The 17,475-nt window shown below is 65.5% G+C and carries 10 protein-coding genes; 3 read left to right on the top strand and 7 right to left on the bottom strand.

Going from position 1 to position 17,475, the window contains the following annotated elements:
• Positions 1–114: 114 nt before the first annotated feature.
• Genes C7453_RS05180 through C7453_RS05190 form a run of 3 tightly spaced genes read right to left on the bottom strand, consistent with a single transcriptional unit; the run spans position 115 to position 8,007 of the window.
• Positions 115–3,411 carry an efflux RND transporter permease subunit gene (locus tag C7453_RS05180; RefSeq protein ID WP_114726451.1) on the bottom strand — a complete coding sequence of 1,099 codons (3,297 nt, stop codon included), beginning with the start codon at positions 3,409–3,411 and terminating at the stop codon, positions 115–117.
• A complete protein-coding gene (locus tag C7453_RS05185; RefSeq protein WP_114726452.1) occupies positions 3,408–6,581 on the bottom strand; it encodes an efflux RND transporter permease subunit in 3,174 nt (1,057 codons plus the stop codon). The genes C7453_RS05180 and C7453_RS05185 overlap by 4 nt, the downstream gene beginning before the upstream one ends.
• A gap of 46 nt (positions 6,582–6,627) precedes the next feature.
• Positions 6,628–8,007: an MdtA/MuxA family multidrug efflux RND transporter periplasmic adaptor subunit gene (locus tag C7453_RS05190; protein WP_114726453.1), complete on the bottom strand. Its 1,380-nt coding sequence runs from the start codon at positions 8,005–8,007 to the stop codon at positions 6,628–6,630.
• 344 nt (positions 8,008–8,351) lie between these two features.
• Between C7453_RS05190 and C7453_RS05195 the strand changes: the two genes are divergently transcribed.
• The 3 genes from C7453_RS05195 to C7453_RS05205 all read left to right on the top strand — a co-directional run bounded on the left by C7453_RS05195 (position 8,352) and on the right by C7453_RS05205 (position 10,580).
• Positions 8,352–8,660: a CsbD family protein gene (locus C7453_RS05195; RefSeq protein WP_114726454.1), complete on the top strand. Its 309-nt coding sequence runs from the start codon at positions 8,352–8,354 to the stop codon at positions 8,658–8,660.
• Between the two features lie 175 nt (positions 8,661–8,835).
• Complete coding sequence (locus C7453_RS05200; RefSeq protein WP_114726455.1) at positions 8,836–9,483, top strand: ribonuclease HII; 648 nt, start codon at positions 8,836–8,838, stop codon at positions 9,481–9,483.
• Positions 9,480–10,580: a site-specific DNA-methyltransferase gene (locus C7453_RS05205; RefSeq protein ID WP_114726456.1), complete on the top strand. Its 1,101-nt coding sequence runs from the start codon at positions 9,480–9,482 to the stop codon at positions 10,578–10,580. Before C7453_RS05200 ends, C7453_RS05205 begins: the two co-directional genes overlap by 4 nt.
• A 144-nt stretch (positions 10,581–10,724) precedes the next feature.
• On the opposite strand, the gene C7453_RS05210 is transcribed toward C7453_RS05205, so the two are convergent.
• The 4 genes from C7453_RS05210 to C7453_RS05225 form a co-directional block, all read right to left on the bottom strand.
• Complete coding sequence (locus C7453_RS05210; protein WP_114726457.1) at positions 10,725–11,339, bottom strand: ankyrin repeat domain-containing protein; 615 nt, start codon at positions 11,337–11,339, stop codon at positions 10,725–10,727.
• 212 nt (positions 11,340–11,551) lie between these two features.
• The gene (locus C7453_RS05215; protein WP_114726458.1) at positions 11,552–13,687 is read right to left on the bottom strand and encodes a VWA domain-containing protein; all 2,136 of its coding nucleotides are present in this window, start codon (positions 13,685–13,687) and stop codon (positions 11,552–11,554) included.
• Positions 13,688–13,689: 2 nt separating this feature from the next.
• The gene (locus C7453_RS05220; RefSeq protein WP_114726459.1) at positions 13,690–16,482 is read right to left on the bottom strand and encodes a DUF4159 domain-containing protein; all 2,793 of its coding nucleotides are present in this window, start codon (positions 16,480–16,482) and stop codon (positions 13,690–13,692) included.
• Positions 16,479–17,474 (bottom strand): DUF58 domain-containing protein, encoded by a 996-nt coding sequence (locus C7453_RS05225; RefSeq protein ID WP_245948801.1) that lies wholly within the window; start codon positions 17,472–17,474, stop codon positions 16,479–16,481. The genes C7453_RS05220 and C7453_RS05225 overlap by 4 nt, the downstream gene beginning before the upstream one ends.
• Position 17,475: the final 1 nt, after the last annotated feature.

A 17,475-nucleotide genomic window follows, 5' to 3' on the forward strand; every position in this document is an offset into this window, starting at 1 on the left:
CCAACGCCAGAGGGGACAGGACGACGCCGAACAGAAGGGCATGCCGGCGCGGCGCGTAGGCGCCGGGACGGGATTTCGGGGCGATCGATCGGGAGGGCGGCAGGGACATCCGGGTCAGGCATCCTGTTGGGAAAGGGGGCCCCGCCGGCCCGGCAGGGCATTGGCCAGGGAACGGAACTGGCGTCGGCACCATAGGCCGAATCGGTCGAGATACAGATAGACGACAGGAGTGGTGTAGAGCGTGAGCGCCTGGCTGACGACCAGCCCGCCGACAATGGCGATTCCGAGCGGCCGCCGCATTTCCGAACCGTATCCCTGGCCCAGGATCAGCGGCAATGCCCCTAATGCGGCGGCCAGCGTCGTCATCATGATCGGCCGGAAGCGCAGCAGGCAGGCGGTATGGATGGCCTGCGCTGCCGGCTGGCCGTTTCGTTCTGCCTCGATGGCGAAATCGACCAGCATGATGGCGTTTTTCTTCACGATGCCGATCAGCAGGATCACACCGATCATGGCGATCAGCGAGAAATCCTCGCCGGCGAGATCCAGTGCCAACAGCGCGCCGACGCCGGCCGACGGCAGGGTGGAGAGGATGGTCAGTGGGTGGACATAGCTTTCGTACAGCATGCCCAGCACCATATAGACCGCCGCCAGTGCTGCCAGGATCAGCAGCGGTTCGTTATTTACCGATTTCTGGAGTTGGCCGGCATTGCCGGCAAAGCTGCCATGGATGGTTGCGGGCACATGCAGGCGCACCATTTCAGCGCTCACGATCTGGGTTGCCTGCTGCAAAGGTACCCCGGTTGCGAGATTGAAGGAGACGGTAGCTGCGACCGACTGGCCCTGGTGATTGACGGAGAGCGGGGTGAGCTGAGGCGCGACGGTCGAGACGATGCCGATCGGAACCATCGTCTCGGCATTGGTCGAAACTGCCGAGCCGTTGGATGCCGATGCGCCCCCGGCCAGGCTGTTGGCAATCTGGTTGCGGAAGGACTGGCTGCTGAGGCTGGTGGCTTGGCTGGAGGTGGATGCAGTGGGGACGCGGATCGTATTCGCTCGCGTTCCGCCGCTGGCCGAGCCGCCAGCGGTGCTGATCCAGACCTGCTGGAGACTGGCGGCGTCTTTCCAGAACCTGGGTTCTACCTCCATCACCACATGATATTGGTTCAGCGCGTTATGGATGGTCGATGCCGAGCGCTGCCCGTATGCGTCGTACAGTGTATTGGCTACGAGTTGGGGCGTGATCAGCGTGCGGGCCGAGGTTTCGCGGTCGAGGGCCACATTAAGGGCCGAACCGCCCTGCTGCACATCCGACGAGACATCGGTCAGTTCCGGATGTTTCTGGAGGGCTGCGACCAGCTTGGGCATCCATGTATACAGGTCGGTCGGCGAGTCCGATTGCAGTGTATACTGATAGGCGGCATTGGACTGGCGGGCACCCAGCCGCAGCGTGCCGGGTGCCATGGCGTAGAAATGCGCGCCCACCATGTTCTGCAGGCGAGCACTGATTCGGGCGATCGTGGTACTGGGCGGCCCGGCGCGCTGTGATTTGTCCTTGAGCACGACGAACATGTTGGCTTGGTTGGACGATCCGCGCCCGCCGGTAAAGCCAGTGATGCTGGCGACATCCCGATCAGCCATCACGGCCTTCTGGACCTCGTCGATCTTGCCGACCAGGGCTTGGAACGAGATCGACTGGTCGCCTTGCAAATGGCCCATCAGCATGCCGGTATCGCTGTCGGGGAAGAAGCCCTTGGGCATGTGGATGAACAGCGCCACCATGAGGATGACGGTGCAAGGCAGCGACAGCAGCACGAGGCGCGGATGGGACAGCGCCGCGTCCAGCGTCTGCGCGTACCCCCGCTGCATGGCATGCAGCATGCGCTCCAGCATTGCCGAGATGCGGGCCCACGGGCCGGTTTCGGGGGGTGCGATGTGGGTGGGCAGGAATAGCGCTGCCATCATCGGGGTGAGGGTCAGCGACAGGACCATCGAGATGAGGATCGTCACCGACATTGTCATCGCGAATTCGTGGAACAGGCGGCCCGCGACGCCGCTTAGAAGCAGGATGGGCAGGAAGACGGCGATCAGCGACATGGTGATCGAGAAGACGGTGAAGGCGACTTCCTGCGCGCCGAGCAACGTGGCTTCCAGCCGGCTTTTGCCTTCTTCGAGATAGCGGCTGATATTTTCGATCACCACGATTGCGTCGTCGACCACGAAGCCGGTGGAGACGGTGAGCGCCATCAGCGAGAGGTTGTCCAGCGAATAGCCCAAGAGCTGCATGGCTCCAAACGTGGCGATGATCGAAGTGGGGACCACGACTGCCGGGATCAGCGTGGTGCGGCCCGAGCGCAGGAAGACCAGCACCACCAGCACCACCAGCACCACCGATATGACCAGCGTGTACTGGGTGTCGGCCAGTGCGGCGCGGATGGTCACCGATCTGTCGAGGACGCTGTGCAGTTCAACCGTCGGCGGCAGGGCCGCGCGCAGAGCCGGGATTTCGGCCTTGATCTGGTCGATGGTGCGAATCACGTTGGCGCCCGACTGGGCGAAGATGATGGCCAACACCGCTGGCTGGCGATTGTAGTAGCCGGCATTGCGCAGGTCTTCGACGCCGTCATTGACCTGGGCGACATCCGCCAGGCGCACCGGCCGGCCGGATCGGTAGGCGATGATTAGATCGCGATAGGCCTGGGCGTTGTGGGCCTGGTCGTTGGTGTCCAGCGTGTAGCGGGTCCCCTGATGGTCGATGAAGCCCTTGGGGGTATTGGCGTTGGCCGAGGCCAGCGCGGCGCGGACGTCCTCGAACCCGATTCCGAATTTGTAGAGGGGTAGCGGGTTCATCTCGACGCGCACCGCCGGGAGCGAACTGCCGCCGACTTCGACCTCGCCAACGCCGCGGATCTGCGAGAGATGTTGCTGCAGGACGTTGGAAGTGAGGTCGTAGAGCTGGGACATCGTGCGTGTCTTCGATGTCAGAGCCAGGATCATGATCGGCGCGCCGTTGGGGTTCGCCTTGAAGTAGCTGGGGTTCTGGCGCAGCGACGACGGCAGATCGGCCCGGGCGGCCTGTAGGGCGGCCTCCACATCGCGGGCGGCCCCATTGATGTCGCGGTTGAGCGCGAATTGCAGGGTGATCCGGGCCTGGTTCTGCGTCGATTGGGACGTCATTTCCGTCAGGTCGGCTATGGCGCCAAGGCGCCGCTCTAGCGGGGCGGCGACGGAGCTTGCGATTTCCTCCGGTGACCCGCCGGCCTGGCGCGCCTGGACCTGGATCACCGGGAAATCGACATTCGGCAGGTCGGCGACCGGAAGTGCCCGATAGCCGATGATGCCCGCGATCAGCAGCGCGGTCGTCAGCAATGTTGTGGCGACAGGCCGGAGGACGAAGAGCCGGACCGGATTCATGTTGCGGTCTGGTGCGGCGGAACGTCACGGGCCGGCGTGGCTGGCGCCCCGAAGCGGCGCCGCAGGTTCAGGCTGATCCGGTCCATCAGCAGATAAATGACTGGGGTAGTGAACAGGGTCAGCAACTGGCTGAGTAGCAGGCCGCCGACAATGGCGATGCCCAGCGGACGACGCAGTTCCGAGCCGGTGCCGGTGCCGATGACCATCGGCATCGCACCGAGCATGGCGGCCAGCGTCGTCATCAGAATCGGTCGGAAACGCAGCAAGGCGGCGTGATGGATGGCCTGGACGGGCGGCATGCCTTCGATCCGCTCGGCTTCCAGCGCGAAATCGATCATCATGATGGCGTTCTTCTTCACGATGCCGATCAGCAGGACCAGGCCGATGATGCCCATGACGCCGAGACCGGCACCACTGAGTTGCAGGGCCAACAAGGCGCCGACACCCGCCGATGGCAGGGTGGAGAGGATGGTAATGGGGTGGATGAAGCTCTCATACAGAATGCCCAGCACGATATAGACCGCGACTAGGGCGGCCAGCACCAGCCACATCTCGTTGCCCAGGCTGTTGCGGAACGCGGCCGCAGTGCCCTGGAACGAGGTCTGGAAGCTGGCAGGCAGGTTCAGCGTGCTTTCTACCCGCTCGATCGCATCCGTCGCCTCACCCAGCGAATAGCCCGGTGCGACGTTGAACGAGATCGTGGTCGCCGGAAACTGACCGACATGGGTGATCAGCAGCGGTGCGGTACTGCGGGTGACGGTGGTGACCGTGCGCATCGGAACCAGGCCCGAGGTCGGCGCGCGGGTCGGGCCCGAGGTACTGCTGCCCGAATTGCCGCTGATGCCGGGCAGGTACAGCTTGTCGAGTGACGCGAGGTCTTTCTGGAAGACCGGATCGGCCTCCAGGATCACGCGATATTGGTTGGACTGCGTGTAGATGGTCGAGATCTGGCGCTGGCCGAAGGAATCATACAGCACGTTGTCGATCGTCTGCGGGGTGATCGAGTACCGTGCGCCCGTGGTGCGGTCGAGGGTGACATGGGCGACAAGCCCCTCGGCCTGGAGGTCCGACGTGACGTCGGCCAGGGCCGGTTCCTGGCGCAGGGCGGCAATGACCTTGGGCACCCAGGTGCGGAACTGGTCGTAATCAGGATTTTCCAGCAGGAACTGGTACTGGGTCGCGGAAACAGTCGTATCCAACGACAGGTCCTGCACCGGCTGGAGATACAGGCTGGCACCGGGGATGTCGGCCGTCTCCTGCTGGATGCGGGTTGCGATCTGGGCGGCGGTCTCCGACCGGTCGTCATGCGGGCGCAGGTTGATCAGGAACCGCCCCTGGTTCAGCGTCACGTTCTGCCCGTCGACGCCGATGAACGAGGACAGGCTGACGACATCCTTGTCCTGCAGGATACGCTGGCCCAACTCCTGCTGGTGGGCCGCCATCGCATCGAAGGACGTGGATTGCGCCATGACCGAGATGCCCTGGATCACCCCGGTATCCTGCACCGGGAAGAACCCCTTGGGGATCGACCAGGCCAGCAGGCCAGTCAGGCCCAGCGTGGCGACGAAGATGGCCAGGGTCAGTTTCTGGTGGCGCAGCACGACCGTAAGCGTGCGGCCGTAGGCGGCGATCACGGCTTCGGTCCAGCGCTCGACGGCGGCTGACCAGCCCCGTGCGTCCGGCCCATGCGGGCGCTCACTAAGCAGCCGGGCGCACATCATTGGCACCAGGGTGAGCGACACCACGGCCGACAACACGATCGTGACCGACAGCGTGATGGCGAATTCGTGAAACAGGCGCCCCACTACGTCGCCCATGAACAGCAGCGGGATCAGCACCGCGATGAGCGAGACGGTCAGGGAGATGATGGTGAAACCGATTTCGCCGGCACCTTTAAGCGATGCCGTCATCCGGTCGTCGCCCATTTCGATGTAGCGGGCGATGTTCTCGATCATCACGATGGCATCATCGACGACGAAGCCGGTCGCGATGGTCAGCGACATCAGCGACAGATTGTCCAGCGAGAACCCCATCAGATACATGATCGCCAGTGTGCCGATCAGCGACAGCGGAACCGACAGGCTGGGGATGATCGTCGCCGGCACGTTGCGCAGGAAGACGAAGATCACTGCCACCACGAGTGCCATCGCCAGCACCAGTTCGAACTCAACGTCGGCGACCGAGGCGCGGATGGTGGTCGTGCGGTCGGTCAGCGGCGTGATGGTGATGCCCGGCGGCAGCGCCTGACGCAGTTGCGGCAGGGCGTATTTGATATTGTCGACCACCGAGATGACGTTGGCGCCCGGCTGGCGCTGCACGTTCAGGATCAGGGCCGGTGTGGTGTTCGACCAGGCGGCGAGTTGGGTGTTTTCGGCCCCCTGCACGACGGTGGCGACGTCGCGGATGCGGATCGGACCGCCGTTCTGGTAGGCGATGACCTGGTTGAGCAATTGGTCGACGCTGGCGATCTGCCCATCGACCCGCAAGGTGGAAGCCCGCTGCGCGCCGTCGAACGTGCCGGTGGGCGAATTGACGTTGACGTTGCCGATCGTGGTGCGCAGCGTGTCCATGTCCACGCCGAACGATGTCAGCTTGGGCACATTGACGCGCACGCGGATTGCCTTGCGGTTGCCGCCCGAGAGCGTGACCAGACCGACTCCCGAGATCTGGCTGATCTTCTGCGCCAGGCGAGTATAGACATAATCCTCGACCTCGGTAAGCGGCATCGTTTTCGAGGTGATGCCCAGTGTCAGCACCGGAGTATCGGCCGGGTTGACCTTGGCATAGATCGGTGGAGCCGGCAGGTCGGTGGGCAGCAGCATCTGCGCCTGGTTGATCGCTGCCTGGACCTCCTGCTCCGCCACGTCCATCGACATGGTCAGGCCGAACCGCAGCGTGACGATCGAGGCCCCGCCGGAGGATTGCGACGTCATCTGGTCCAGGCCCGGCATCTGGCCGAACTGGGTTTCCAGCGGCGCGGTCACCGACGTCGCCATGACGTCGGGCCCGGCGCCGGGATAGAAGGTCTGGACCGTGATGGTCGGGTATTCGACCTGCGGGAGCGCCGAGACCGGCAAGAAATGATAGCCCAGCAGACCCGCCAGCATGATGGCGAGCATCAGCAGCGTCGTGGCGACCGGGCGTTGGATAAACAGGCGGGACGGATTCACGCACGGCTCTCCGGGTGAAGACGACGGATCTGGTGTCGGACCGGGATCATTGCTGGGGTTGTCCGCCGGATGGGCTGCCCGTGGTGCCGTCAGTGGTGCCACCGGTCGTGCTGCCGGTCATGTCGCCCTGTCCGCTGGCATTGTGCCGACGGTGGCGATGCCCCTGTCCTGCCGCTGGGGTGGTCGCATCGCCAGGTGCGGCGGTGCTGTCGGTCGCGGTCGGGATCGTAACCTTGGCGCCGGCACGCAGATGGTCGGTACCGTCGGTCACGACCGATTCTCCTTCCTTGAGGCCGCTGGTCACCACCACGCTATCTCCGTGCGAAGTGCCGGTCGCGATGTCGCGGACTTCGACGGTGTTGTCCGATTTGACGACATAGACGAACGATCCGCTCGGTCCGGTCTGCACCGCGTTGGCGGGGAGCAGCAGCACGTCATGCTCGGTATTGACCAGCAGGTGCGCATTGACGAACTGGTTCGGGAACAGGGTCTCGTCCTGGTTCGGGAAGATCGAGCGCAGCTTGATCGTGCCTGTCGCGGTGTCGATCTGGCTGTCCAGCACGCTGACGGCACCATCGGCGAGCTTGCGCGTGTTGGTGCTGTCCCACGCTTCGACGGGCAGGGAGACGCCGCTGCGCAGCCTTTCGGCCACCCGGCCCAGTTCCGTCTCCGGCAGGGTGAAGATCACGGAGATCGGCTGCATCTGGGTCAGGATGACCAGGCCGTTGGTCTGGCCGGCGGTGATGTAGTTGCCCATGTCCACCTGGCGGATGCCGACACGACCGTCCACCGGGGCAATAACGTGGCAATAAATGATCTGGAGCTTCTCGTTGTCGACCTGGGCCTGGTCGACCTTCACTGTGCCCTCGAGTTGCGCGACCTTGTATTGCTGGTCGACGGCCGTCTGGGCCGCGATGCTGTTCTGGCGGATCAGGCGCTGATAGCGGGCATTATCCACCCGGGCCTGCTCCAACTGGGCGATGTCGGAGGCCAGTTGCCCCTGGTACTGGGCCAGCAGAACTTCGTATGGCCGTGTGTCGATCAGTGCCAGGAGGTCGCCTTTTTTGACGTGCTGGCCCTCGGTGAACAGCACCTGCATCAGGTAGCCGTCGACGCGCGACTGGACCGTGACGTTGGTGATCGGGATCACCGTGCCCAGTTCGGTCAGTTCCACCGGCATGTCGCCCTTGCGCACGATGGCAACCGCCACAGGTTGGACATCCGCCGCCATCTGGTGGGCGTGCCGTCCACCACCGCTCTGGGCGTGCGGCCTGAGAAAGGCCGCCGCAATCACGGCAGCACCCACCAGCGCCGTGCCCCACAGTAGTAAACGGCGGCGCGATTTATTCCCGGCGCTGCCCTGCCGGCCGCGCCCCGTCGATTGCTGCGCAGGCGCGTCGGACGGGTCCAGAGTCGGTTTGTCCATGGTCCTCAGGTCTTCCTCAATCCAATGACGTCGGGCACGCCGCAGGCGTGCGATTTGTTGGGGCAGTGTTAGCAGCTAAGTGAAAAAAAGATGCCTAAATCCTTGCTTAGGAAACCGCCTAGAAATGTAACAATTTTTGTCGCTCGCCAACTGGCTACCATGCGTTTTCACTGAATGCCGCCAACTGTTCCATCAGTGGCGGGATCGGGGTGTCCGCGATAGCGTGCCATCCGGACCGGATCATCCGGTCCGCCCGGGGGCGACATGCGCAACCGGGGCGCATTCGATCCGTTTCCATAGGACTGGCCCCGTATGGGTTGGTCCGTTTGGAGGAGTAAAAAGGCATGACGGAATCCGGTGACGACACATTCGTCGAGAAGGCAAAGGGCACGATCGAGGAAGGGACTGGTCGCCTGAAGGACGCGGCTGGCGGCCTGACGGGCGATCTGGGCCTGCAGGCGGAAGGTAAGGTCGATCAATTGAGCGGTATGGCTCGCCGCGAGTTCGCCGAGCTTTATGAAGAGAGCGAGGGCAAGGTGGAGAAGGCGGTACTCTTCGTGCAGGACCGGCCCCTGCTGTCGGTGGCGGTTGCGGCTTTGGTCGGGCTTCTGGCCGGCTTGATTCTGTTGCCGCGGCGGACATCGAAGGGCTGAAATTCCCCTGGCCCGAGTCCCTGATGGAAGAAGTTTTTTCTGTTTGAAAGGACTCGGCATGGAATCAGCATCTTGCGCAACATGACGTAAAGATGGTTTCCATCCCTTCAGGACGTGATTCGGTGTGCGAATCGGGCGACAGGCGCCCGGCTCGGCCCGGTTCGGGATGGGGTGAATGCCGGATTACACGCGCGAAGCGCAGCATGGCGGCCGGGTTGCCGGAGTGGATGAGGTGGGCCGTGGCCCGCTGGCGGGTCCGGTTGTGGCGGCCGCGGTGATCTTTGATGGCGGCGTGCCGGCCCAACTGGCCACGCTGTTGGATGATTCAAAGAAGCTGTCTGTCGTGGCGCGGCGTCGTGCCTATGTTGCGCTGCGCGGCGCTCGTGGGGTGCATATCGCGGTTGCCGCAGCTTCGGTCGCTGAAATCGCGCGCCTGAATATTCTGCAGGCTGCATTTCTGGCGATGCGGCGAGCGGTTGCACGCCTGTCTGTGCGGCCGGAATTGGTGCTGGTGGACGGAAATGCCGCCCCCGATTTCGGCTGCCCGACGGAATGCGTGGTGGGTGGCGATGGTGAAAGCCTGTCGATCGCGGCAGCTTCGATCGTGGCCAAGGTTGTGCGTGACCGATTGATGGAGCGCCTCGCCGTCCGCTGGCCTGCCTACGGATGGGAACGCAACGCCGGTTACGGCACGGCCCAGCATCGGGCGGCGCTTTGTGACGTCGGTACGACACCGCATCATCGGGAGGCATTCGGTTTAGTCAGGCAATTGTCTCTTGGCCTGCCCGTCGACAGCCGCTCCGCGGCTTGGGGTGTGTCATGAGCGGCGCGGTCATGATGGAGTTGCCCCTTGATCAGATCCTGCGTGGGGATTGCATCGAACTGATGCAGACCCTGCCGAGTGGGTCGATTGACTGTATTTTTGCCGATCCGCCGTATAACCTTCAGTTGCGTGGGGAACTGCGCCGTCCCGATGACAGCATCGTGGACGGAGTGGATGACGACTGGGACAAATTCAGCGATCTCGCGGAATATGACCGGTTTACCCGCGCATGGCTGGGCGAGGCCCGCCGCTTGCTGCGCAAGGACGGTACGATCTGGGTGATCGGGTCGTATCACAACATCTTCCGGATCGGTGCGATCCTCCAGGATCTGGGGTTCTGGATCCTGAATGACGTGATCTGGCGCAAATCGAACCCGATGCCGAATTTTCGGGGGCGGCGCTTCACCAATGCCCATGAGACGCTGATCTGGGCGGCACGGGGCGCCGACAGCCGCTATCGCTTCAACTACCAGGCGATGAAGGCACTGAACGATGACGTGCAGATGCGCTCGGACTGGTATCTGCCGCTCTGCACTGGGGGGGAGCGGTTACGCAATGCCCATGGCCTGAAGCTGCACCCGACGCAGAAGCCCGAAAGTCTGCTGCACCGGGTGCTGGTCGCTTCGACCAATGTGGATGACATCATTCTTGATCCCTTCGCCGGCACGGGTACGACGACGGCGATGGCGCGGCGTTTGCGCCGCCGTTTCATCGGGATCGAGCGTCATCCGGATTATGCGGAAGCCGCAATCGGTCGTGCTCGGCGCGAGCGCCCGGTGCCTCTGGACAGCGTGCTGACCACACCTGCGCGCCGTGAGACACCGCGTGTGCCGTTCGGAAGTCTGGTCGAACGTGGACTGCTGCCGGCAGGAACGATGGTCTATGATCGTCATCAACGCGTGTCGGCCACCGTTGCGCCTGACGGCACGCTGGTCAGCGGCACGCAGCGCGGATCGATCCATAAGCTGGGGGCGTTATTAACCAACGCTCCGTCCTGCAATGGATGGACCTTCTGGCATCTGATGCGCGAGGGGCAGATGGTTCCGCTGGACATATTGCGGAGCGAAATCCTGTCACAGGACAGCGCAGCCAGCTAGAACACATCCTGTTTGAATGCGTGGATTCAAACAGGATGTTCGTAAAAACAAAAACTAGCGTGTTCTGAAACGTCGGTCAGTGAAGAGAGGTCTCCGTTCGGATTTTTCGCTCGGAACGGGTGACCAGCCTCACGAAATGGATTGTCAGCCGCCGCCGAAACCGAGGAACCCGATTTCGGGCCGAGGCGTGCCGTTGTCTCGGGGGGCAGTACGGCTTGTCGCCATCATGACGCCCGATCGGGATCCATGGCTGGTTCCATCAATGGTCAGGTGGCCGCTGCCATTGTGCATGGTGATGCCGGAATGGGTCGTCGAAGCTGCGATGACGTGTTCGTCATCGAGCGTGCGGAGCGACAGCAATAGGAAGGTAATGTCGTTGCGGTTCAGGTCGATCGCCATGTCCAGAGGCGTCTGGCCCAGAACGTTGTGGCCTTCCATGTCAGCGCCACGGTTCAGGGCTTCTTTGGCCGCACCGAGGCTGCCGCGATTGATGGCGTCGAACAGGGCCGCGGTGGGGTTCAGGTCGCCATTCGCATGACCACCGATCTCTTCGTTCGACTCGGCGCCGGGCAGGGCTGCCGGTGGGGCTGATGCGCGTGCGGCGCGACGGGCTTCGGCCTGCTTCGCCGCGTCGGCAGCATCGGCTTCTGCCTCATCGTCATCCGACTGGGCATAGGCGAAATTCATCGGAGCCATGATTGCCGCGCTGCCGGTCAGCAGTGCGAGAAAGAGAAGGCGGATACCTGTTCTGATAATCATTATTCGTCTCAGTAACATTCGTCTCGATGACAGGCGCGACCTGTTCGGGGCGGATGCGAACCGTCCGATATGGACCGGCCTGCCGGACGCGGACCCGGCCCCCTTTTATAGTCCAGATCGGGCTGAGATGCGATGGAAATCGCAGGATCGTGAGTCACGGCTCCTTTCGCAGAGGATGCTGTGAGCCGGCGGGCCGGCTTACCGCGCTCTCTTCAGCGGCCTTCAAGCCACCAGCCGATCAGCAGAAGCACTGCGGCCAGCGTCAGCACCAGCCACGCGGGGAGAAGCGGATTGGCGGTGCGACCGGTGACCAGGCGGGCATCGCGTTGCGGAAAGCCCATCCAGTCCGGTCCTGACACGCGGCCTGTGGCCGGGGTGCGCAATGCGGGCAGGTGGAGATTGGCAGGGTCGTCGCCCAGCCAGTAGATGCCACCGCCCGTCTGGCTGGCGAGGGAGGTCGTGACGCTTGCCGTGGCACGCAGGTCCGACCATTCTACCGGATCGTCCTGGGTCGGGGCGGCGAAAGCGCGGTGCGTGCCATCATCGGCCATCCAGATGCCCTGCTGGGTCGCGGGCGCATCGGCCTGGGAGAGGCCGATGCCGGTGGTATGCAGGGGTATCTGGCGGGTGGTGCCGTCGGGCGCGGTGATTGTGACCCCGTGCGGCGCGACGGGGGCTGCGGTGCGGCGGGTTACGACGATCCGGTCATTGGCGATGGTGGCCGTCAGCTGTTCTTCTTCCAGTTCGGGTTCTTTCATCAGCCAGTGCGAGACGTGTCGCAGCAGTTCGGATTGCGGACCGCCTCCACCCTCGCCGTGCGACCACAGCCAGATCTGGTCCGACAGCAGGAAAGCAACGCGGCCCCGGTCCACCCGGTCCAGAACCAGCAGTGGTGTATGGGCCGGACCGTCCATCAGGACCTGTCCGTGGACGGAATCGGTTCGCAGCACCCGGTACCATGGCCCCCAGTCGGCATCGTGCCCGTCCGGTGCGGTGCCAACTCCCGGCAGGCCCGCCGTGACGGGATGGCGATGGCCGTCGGCCGTGAGGGCGGGGCGGAAGCGCTGTTCCACCAGCCCGCCTTCGACCGGGACATGGGCCGGCAGGATGTCGCCCAGCGGCGTATCCTGCAGGGAGCCCGCCCCCAGGAATTCCGGGCCGCCGATCAGCAGCAATCCGCCGCCGTCGCGCACATACTGGGCGATGTTTTCAAGATAGGTGCGGGGCAGGATGGCACGGTTCTCGAACCCGTCGAGGATGATCAGGTCGAATTGGCTGATCTTTTCCTGGAACAGTTCGCGCACCGGGAAGGCGATCAGCGCCAGGTCGGACAGCGGCGTGCCGTCATCCTTGTCGGGCGGGCGCAGGATGGTGAAATGCACCAGATCGACCGATGGGTCGGCCTTCAGCAGCCGGCGCCAGACCCGCTCACCCTGGTTGGGGGTGCCCGAGACCAGCAATACCCGCAGCCGGTCGCGGACTCCGTTGATCCGCACCACGTCCTGGTTGTTGGCGGTCGAGACTTCACCCTCAAGCGGCGAGACCGATAGTCCGACCAGCATCGGGCCTGGATGGGTGACGGGCAGGGTGATGTCCTGGGGCTGGCCGACGCGGACGGTTTTGTGCAGCGGGGGTTCCCCGCCGCGATCCAGCGTTAGGTCGATGTCCGTGCCGTTATCCGGGTGCGGGCCTAGATCGTCTACCTGTACCCGCAGCGTGGCATTCTGGCCGACGATGGCATAAGGCGGCGCCTGGAGGATGCGCAGTCGGCGGTCGGTTTCCTCTCCCCGCCCGGTCAAAAGCACATGCAGCGGCAGGGTCGCGTGCCGGCCGCCGGGGTCAGCGGGGCGCAGTCGTTCGGGGGGCTGCTGCGGGGTATCGTGGACTTGCCCGTCGGTCAGCAGGATCGCGCCTGCCAGCCGGGCCGGCGGGATGTCTGCCGTTGCCTGGTCGAGGGCTGCGAACAGGCGCGTGCCCTGGCCGTGGCCGTCATGCACCGTGACGGTGCGCAGCGTCAGACCCGGCACATGCGCGGCTTCGGTCTGAAGGCGTTCTGCCGCCTGATGGGCTACGGCGGCGCGTTGGCCTACGCTCATGGAGGAGGATTGATCAACGACCAGGATGGCAGTTTCGGGAAGGGCCTGTCCGGTCTCGCTGATGCGTTCGGGGCCGGATAGCCACAGCAGGACGACCGCCGCCGCCGCCGCGCGCCATAGCGTGCCGCGCGCCCGACGTAGCAGCCCGACCAGCAGGACAATCATGGTCAGAATTGCCAGTGTGTAGAGCAGCCAGGGAGGCAGCAGCGGAGAGAAGGACGTCATGTGCCGCAGGGTGAACAGGTTGGGCATGGTCATTCCCCCAGCCGCCGCAGCAGGGCGGGAACGTGGACCTGGTCCGCCTTGTAATTACCCGTCAGGGCGTAGAGCACGGCATTGACGCCGAACCGGTAGGCTATGACGCGCTGGTTGGCGCCGTCCGGCACCGTGGCGTAGGGCGTGTCGCCCTGGGCATCGATGGCCCAGGCATGGGCCCAGTCGCTGGAGCCGATGATGACCGGGCTGACGCCGTCATTTGCGCTGTCGCCCCCGCGCGCCACCCAGACCGGCAACCCGTCATAACGGCCCGGAAAGCTGTGCAGCAGGTAGAATGTATGGGCCAGCACATGTTTGTCGGTCAGTCGGGTAAGGGGGGGGACGTCCAGCCCCCTGGTCATGCGCCGCAGTGCCGCTGCCGTGCCGGGGGCCTGTGCGGCGAAGCCGGCATCCGAGGGGCTACCGGCGCTGGGCGTGGCGGGATCGATGCCCTGGCTGTCGATCAGCAGGATGCCGCCATGGCGCATATAAGCGTTCAGCGCCGCCGTGCGTGCGGGGTCGATCGTCGCGTCGGCCACGACCGGCCAATACAGCATGGGGTAGTAGGATAGGTCGTCGCGAGTAGGAACCACTCCGTCCGGGTGGCCCAGTACGGCGGAGGTCCGGGCGTTGGTGTAATCCGACAGGCCTTGCAGCCCTTCACGCGAGACGGCGTCGATATCGGCATGGCCGGTCTGGATGTAGCCCAGCCTCGTTTCCAATGCGGCGCCTGGCACGCCATCGGGACGGGGATCGGCGCGCGCGGGGGATGACGACAGGGCGGCCAGCAGGATCGTGCCCGTTAGCGCCGCTTGTCGGCCTGACAGGCGGCCTGCCCGCAGTAGTAATGTCAGCATCGCGTCCAGCGCCAGCAGCAGCAGGGCGGCGGCGACCAGCCAGGGGCCGAGTGCGCGGTCGCGTGACTGGCCGCTCAACGTGGCCTCGTGCCCGATGGTGCTTTGGGCGGCGAGTGGTCCGATGACATCGCCCAGATTCAAGGCCCGCCGGCTGGCGCGCGGACCATACAGACCCGGCGGATGGGCGGCGGAGGCTGGTGTGGTGCCGAATGCATCGGACGGGAGAGCCCGCGCGGCGGGTGGGGGCGGGCTCAGGGTCGCGTCGGCATCCAGAGTCATGTAGGGCGCCAGCAGGCTGTGGTCGGCCGGGGCGTCGATACCGACCGAGCGTTCGGCCAGCCGGCGCAGCATATCGACGAACAGGCCTGACAGCGGCAGGTTGGACCATTCCGCCGTACTGGTGACATGGAAAAGTACTACCTCGCCCGTGCCCAGCGCGGCGTGGGTGACCAGCGGTGTGCCGTCGGTCAGGCGCGCCCAGCTATGCGTGGCCAAGTTGGCTGCCGGACGGGCCAGGACCTGACGGGATACCGTGACGTCGGCGGGAACCGCCAGTCCGTGGAACGGCGAATCATCGGGGAAGGGGGCCAGATGTTCCGGCTTGCCCCAGGACATCGCGCCACCCAGTTGGCGTTCGCCGTCCATCAGGGGGACGGGGAGCAGGGCATCGGGTAGCGGGGAGGATGCGGCGGGGGCGCCCGAATCCATCACTGTGTCTGGGGTGGTCGGGTCGTGGTCCGGGCTGCCGTTCAGCAACGGGCCGGCGAAGCGAATCAGCATACCGCCCTTGCGTACCCATTCGGTAACGATACGCCGGGTCTCGGGGCTGTCCAGTGCGCCGTCCGGTGCGATCAGGATCGAAAGCGGGCGCTTCAGCAGCGTCGGCGCCGGGCCTTCGCGCAGTTCGGCAGTGGGGGAGAGGGCGCGGCGGAGATAGAACAATGTGCCTACCAGCGGCGTATCGGTGCCGGCGACGCCGATCAGCCCTACCGGGCGGCGGCGATCGCCTTCGTCCAGCAGGCGCACGCCGGCCGGGCCGGGCATGTCGCGCAGGACCAGTCGGCCGATCCGGTTACGCAGTTCGGCGGGTAATGCCACGCCGGCCGATCCTTCCCGTGCGCCGGCCGCGACTGGCACCTGCACCAGCGACAGGACGCCGCCATCCATGGCCTCGGCGCGTACTGTTAACTGACGCGGATGGGGCAAGGGCAGGGCGCTGATGGCGACGTGCAATTGCTGGTCGCCATTGGCGGGGGCTGGTGTCAGGACTGCGATCGTTGCGTTGCGGTCGATCAGGGTCTGGACGGGGCCGAGCGCGGTCAGCGCGGCGGCGAAGGCCGGGTCGTCGGCGCTTGCCAGGCCGTCGGAGACATAGACCACGCGCCCGTGCCACCCGCCGGATGCCAGGTCGCGCAATGCGCGCGCGGCGGCGGCGCGGTCGGTCGGCCAGGGCATGGGGCGCGTGGAATCCACCATGCCGCGCAGCAAGGAGGGTGGTGTCGGCGCCCCGACGGAGGGGGCTTCGCCAGCCAGGCCCGGTGCGGTCGTCAGCAGGCGGACGGGATGCGTTGCACGGTCCAGCACGGCATCGATGGCGGCCAGTCGGCGGGGCCAGTCGGGCACGGCGGCCCAGCCGTTGTCGAGGACGATGATCTGTTCGGCGTCCTGGCCGCCGGGTGCTGGCTGACCGGCCCGGTTCTGGCGCAGCACCGGACCGGCCAGCCCGACGATGAGCGCCGCGAGCGCCACGCAGCGCAGCAGCAACAGCCAGAGCGGGGCGGTGGCGGCCTGCGTGACCCGTGCGCGCAAGCCGCGCAGCAACATGATGGCGGGGAAGGCGCGGCGCTGGGGCGGCGGCGGCAATGTGCGCAGCAGCAGCCACAGCACCGGCAGGATGGCCAGCGCCGCCAGTAGCCAGGGAAGCTGGAAGATCATGGGCGCTCTCCCCGCCCGGACAGGGCGGCGTGCAGGGCCAGGAGGGCCTCTTCCGGCCGGTGGTCGGTGGCATGGTGGATCAGGAGATGACCGTTGACGCGGCAGAGTTCGGCCAGGTCGGCTTGATGGCGGGCATAGGCCTCGTGATAGGCGCCGCGTATCTGTTCGACGCCGGGGAGCGTCAGTGTTTCCTCGCCTTCCAGGCCAGAAAAGCGGATATGTCCCGCGTAAGGCAGTTCGGCTTCGGCTGGGTCATTGACCAGAAGGAGCATGGCGTGGGCCGGGCGGGCCGTCAGGCCGCGCAGCAGTGTCGCCATGGCCGGCAGCCCGCACAGCCCGTCGCCGATCAGGACGACCCTGGCATGCCGGGGGACCTGCTGCGGATGGGGCAGGCCGGCATCTTCCGGATCATGGTCCAAGGTGCGCATCAAGGCCACGGCCAGCCGGTCCAGTGCCGCCCGTCCGCCGGGGGGGATATCGACCGGTTCGCCCGACGCGAGAAGGCGTACCCGTTCGCCCTGACGCAGCAGCAGCGCGCCGAGCGCGAGGGTAAGCAGGATGGCGCAGTCCGATTTCAGCGGCAGCGCGGGGATGGAACGCCAGCGCATTGAGGCGCTGGGATCGCACCACAGGCAGATGGTCTGCGCGGCTTCGGCTTCGGTTTCGCGGACATAGGCCCGGCTGCTGCGTGCGGATTGCCGCCAGTCGATGCGCGTGACCGGCTCGCCGGGCTGGGCGGGGCGGAACTGCCAGAAATCCTCGCCTGGACCGGCCTGGCGCCGTCCATGGTGGCCTGCCGCGACGGTGGCGGCGATACGCTGGGCGGACAGAATCAGCGCCGGCATGCGCGCGGCGAGGTTTTCCGCAGCTGCCAGCGGGACGGCGGCCGGGGTCAGGCCGGCATCGGGCATGTCGATTGCCGGGACGTGCCGGGCCAGCGCGCGGCGCAGGAAGGCGGCCGCGCGGCCGGACAGGGAAGGGGGCCGCGTCATC

The organism is Gluconacetobacter liquefaciens (assembly GCF_003350405.1).
GTDB lineage: Bacteria > Pseudomonadota > Alphaproteobacteria > Acetobacterales > Acetobacteraceae > Gluconacetobacter > Gluconacetobacter liquefaciens.

Bases quoted from the DNA above. Each gene is read 5' to 3' on its own strand.
- C7453_RS05180 (WP_114726451.1), bottom strand. From the start codon at position 3,411: ATGAATCCGGTCCGGCTCTTCGTCCTCCGGCCTGTCGCCACAACATTG.
- C7453_RS05190 (WP_114726453.1), bottom strand. From the start codon at position 8,007: ATGGACAAACCGACTCTGGACCCGTCCGACGCGCCTGCGCAGCAATCG.
- C7453_RS05195 (WP_114726454.1), top strand. From the start codon at position 8,352: ATGACGGAATCCGGTGACGACACATTCGTCGAGAAGGCAAAGGGCACG.
- C7453_RS05200 (WP_114726455.1), top strand. From the start codon at position 8,836: ATGCCGGATTACACGCGCGAAGCGCAGCATGGCGGCCGGGTTGCCGGA.
- C7453_RS05205 (WP_114726456.1), top strand. From the start codon at position 9,480: ATGAGCGGCGCGGTCATGATGGAGTTGCCCCTTGATCAGATCCTGCGT.
- C7453_RS05210 (WP_114726457.1), bottom strand. From the start codon at position 11,339: ATGATTATCAGAACAGGTATCCGCCTTCTCTTTCTCGCACTGCTGACC.
- C7453_RS05215 (WP_114726458.1), bottom strand. From the start codon at position 13,687: ATGCCCAACCTGTTCACCCTGCGGCACATGACGTCCTTCTCTCCGCTG.
- C7453_RS05220 (WP_114726459.1), bottom strand. From the start codon at position 16,482: ATGATCTTCCAGCTTCCCTGGCTACTGGCGGCGCTGGCCATCCTGCCG.
- C7453_RS05225 (WP_245948801.1), bottom strand. From the start codon at position 17,474: ATGACGCGGCCCCCTTCCCTGTCCGGCCGCGCGGCCGCCTTCCTGCGC.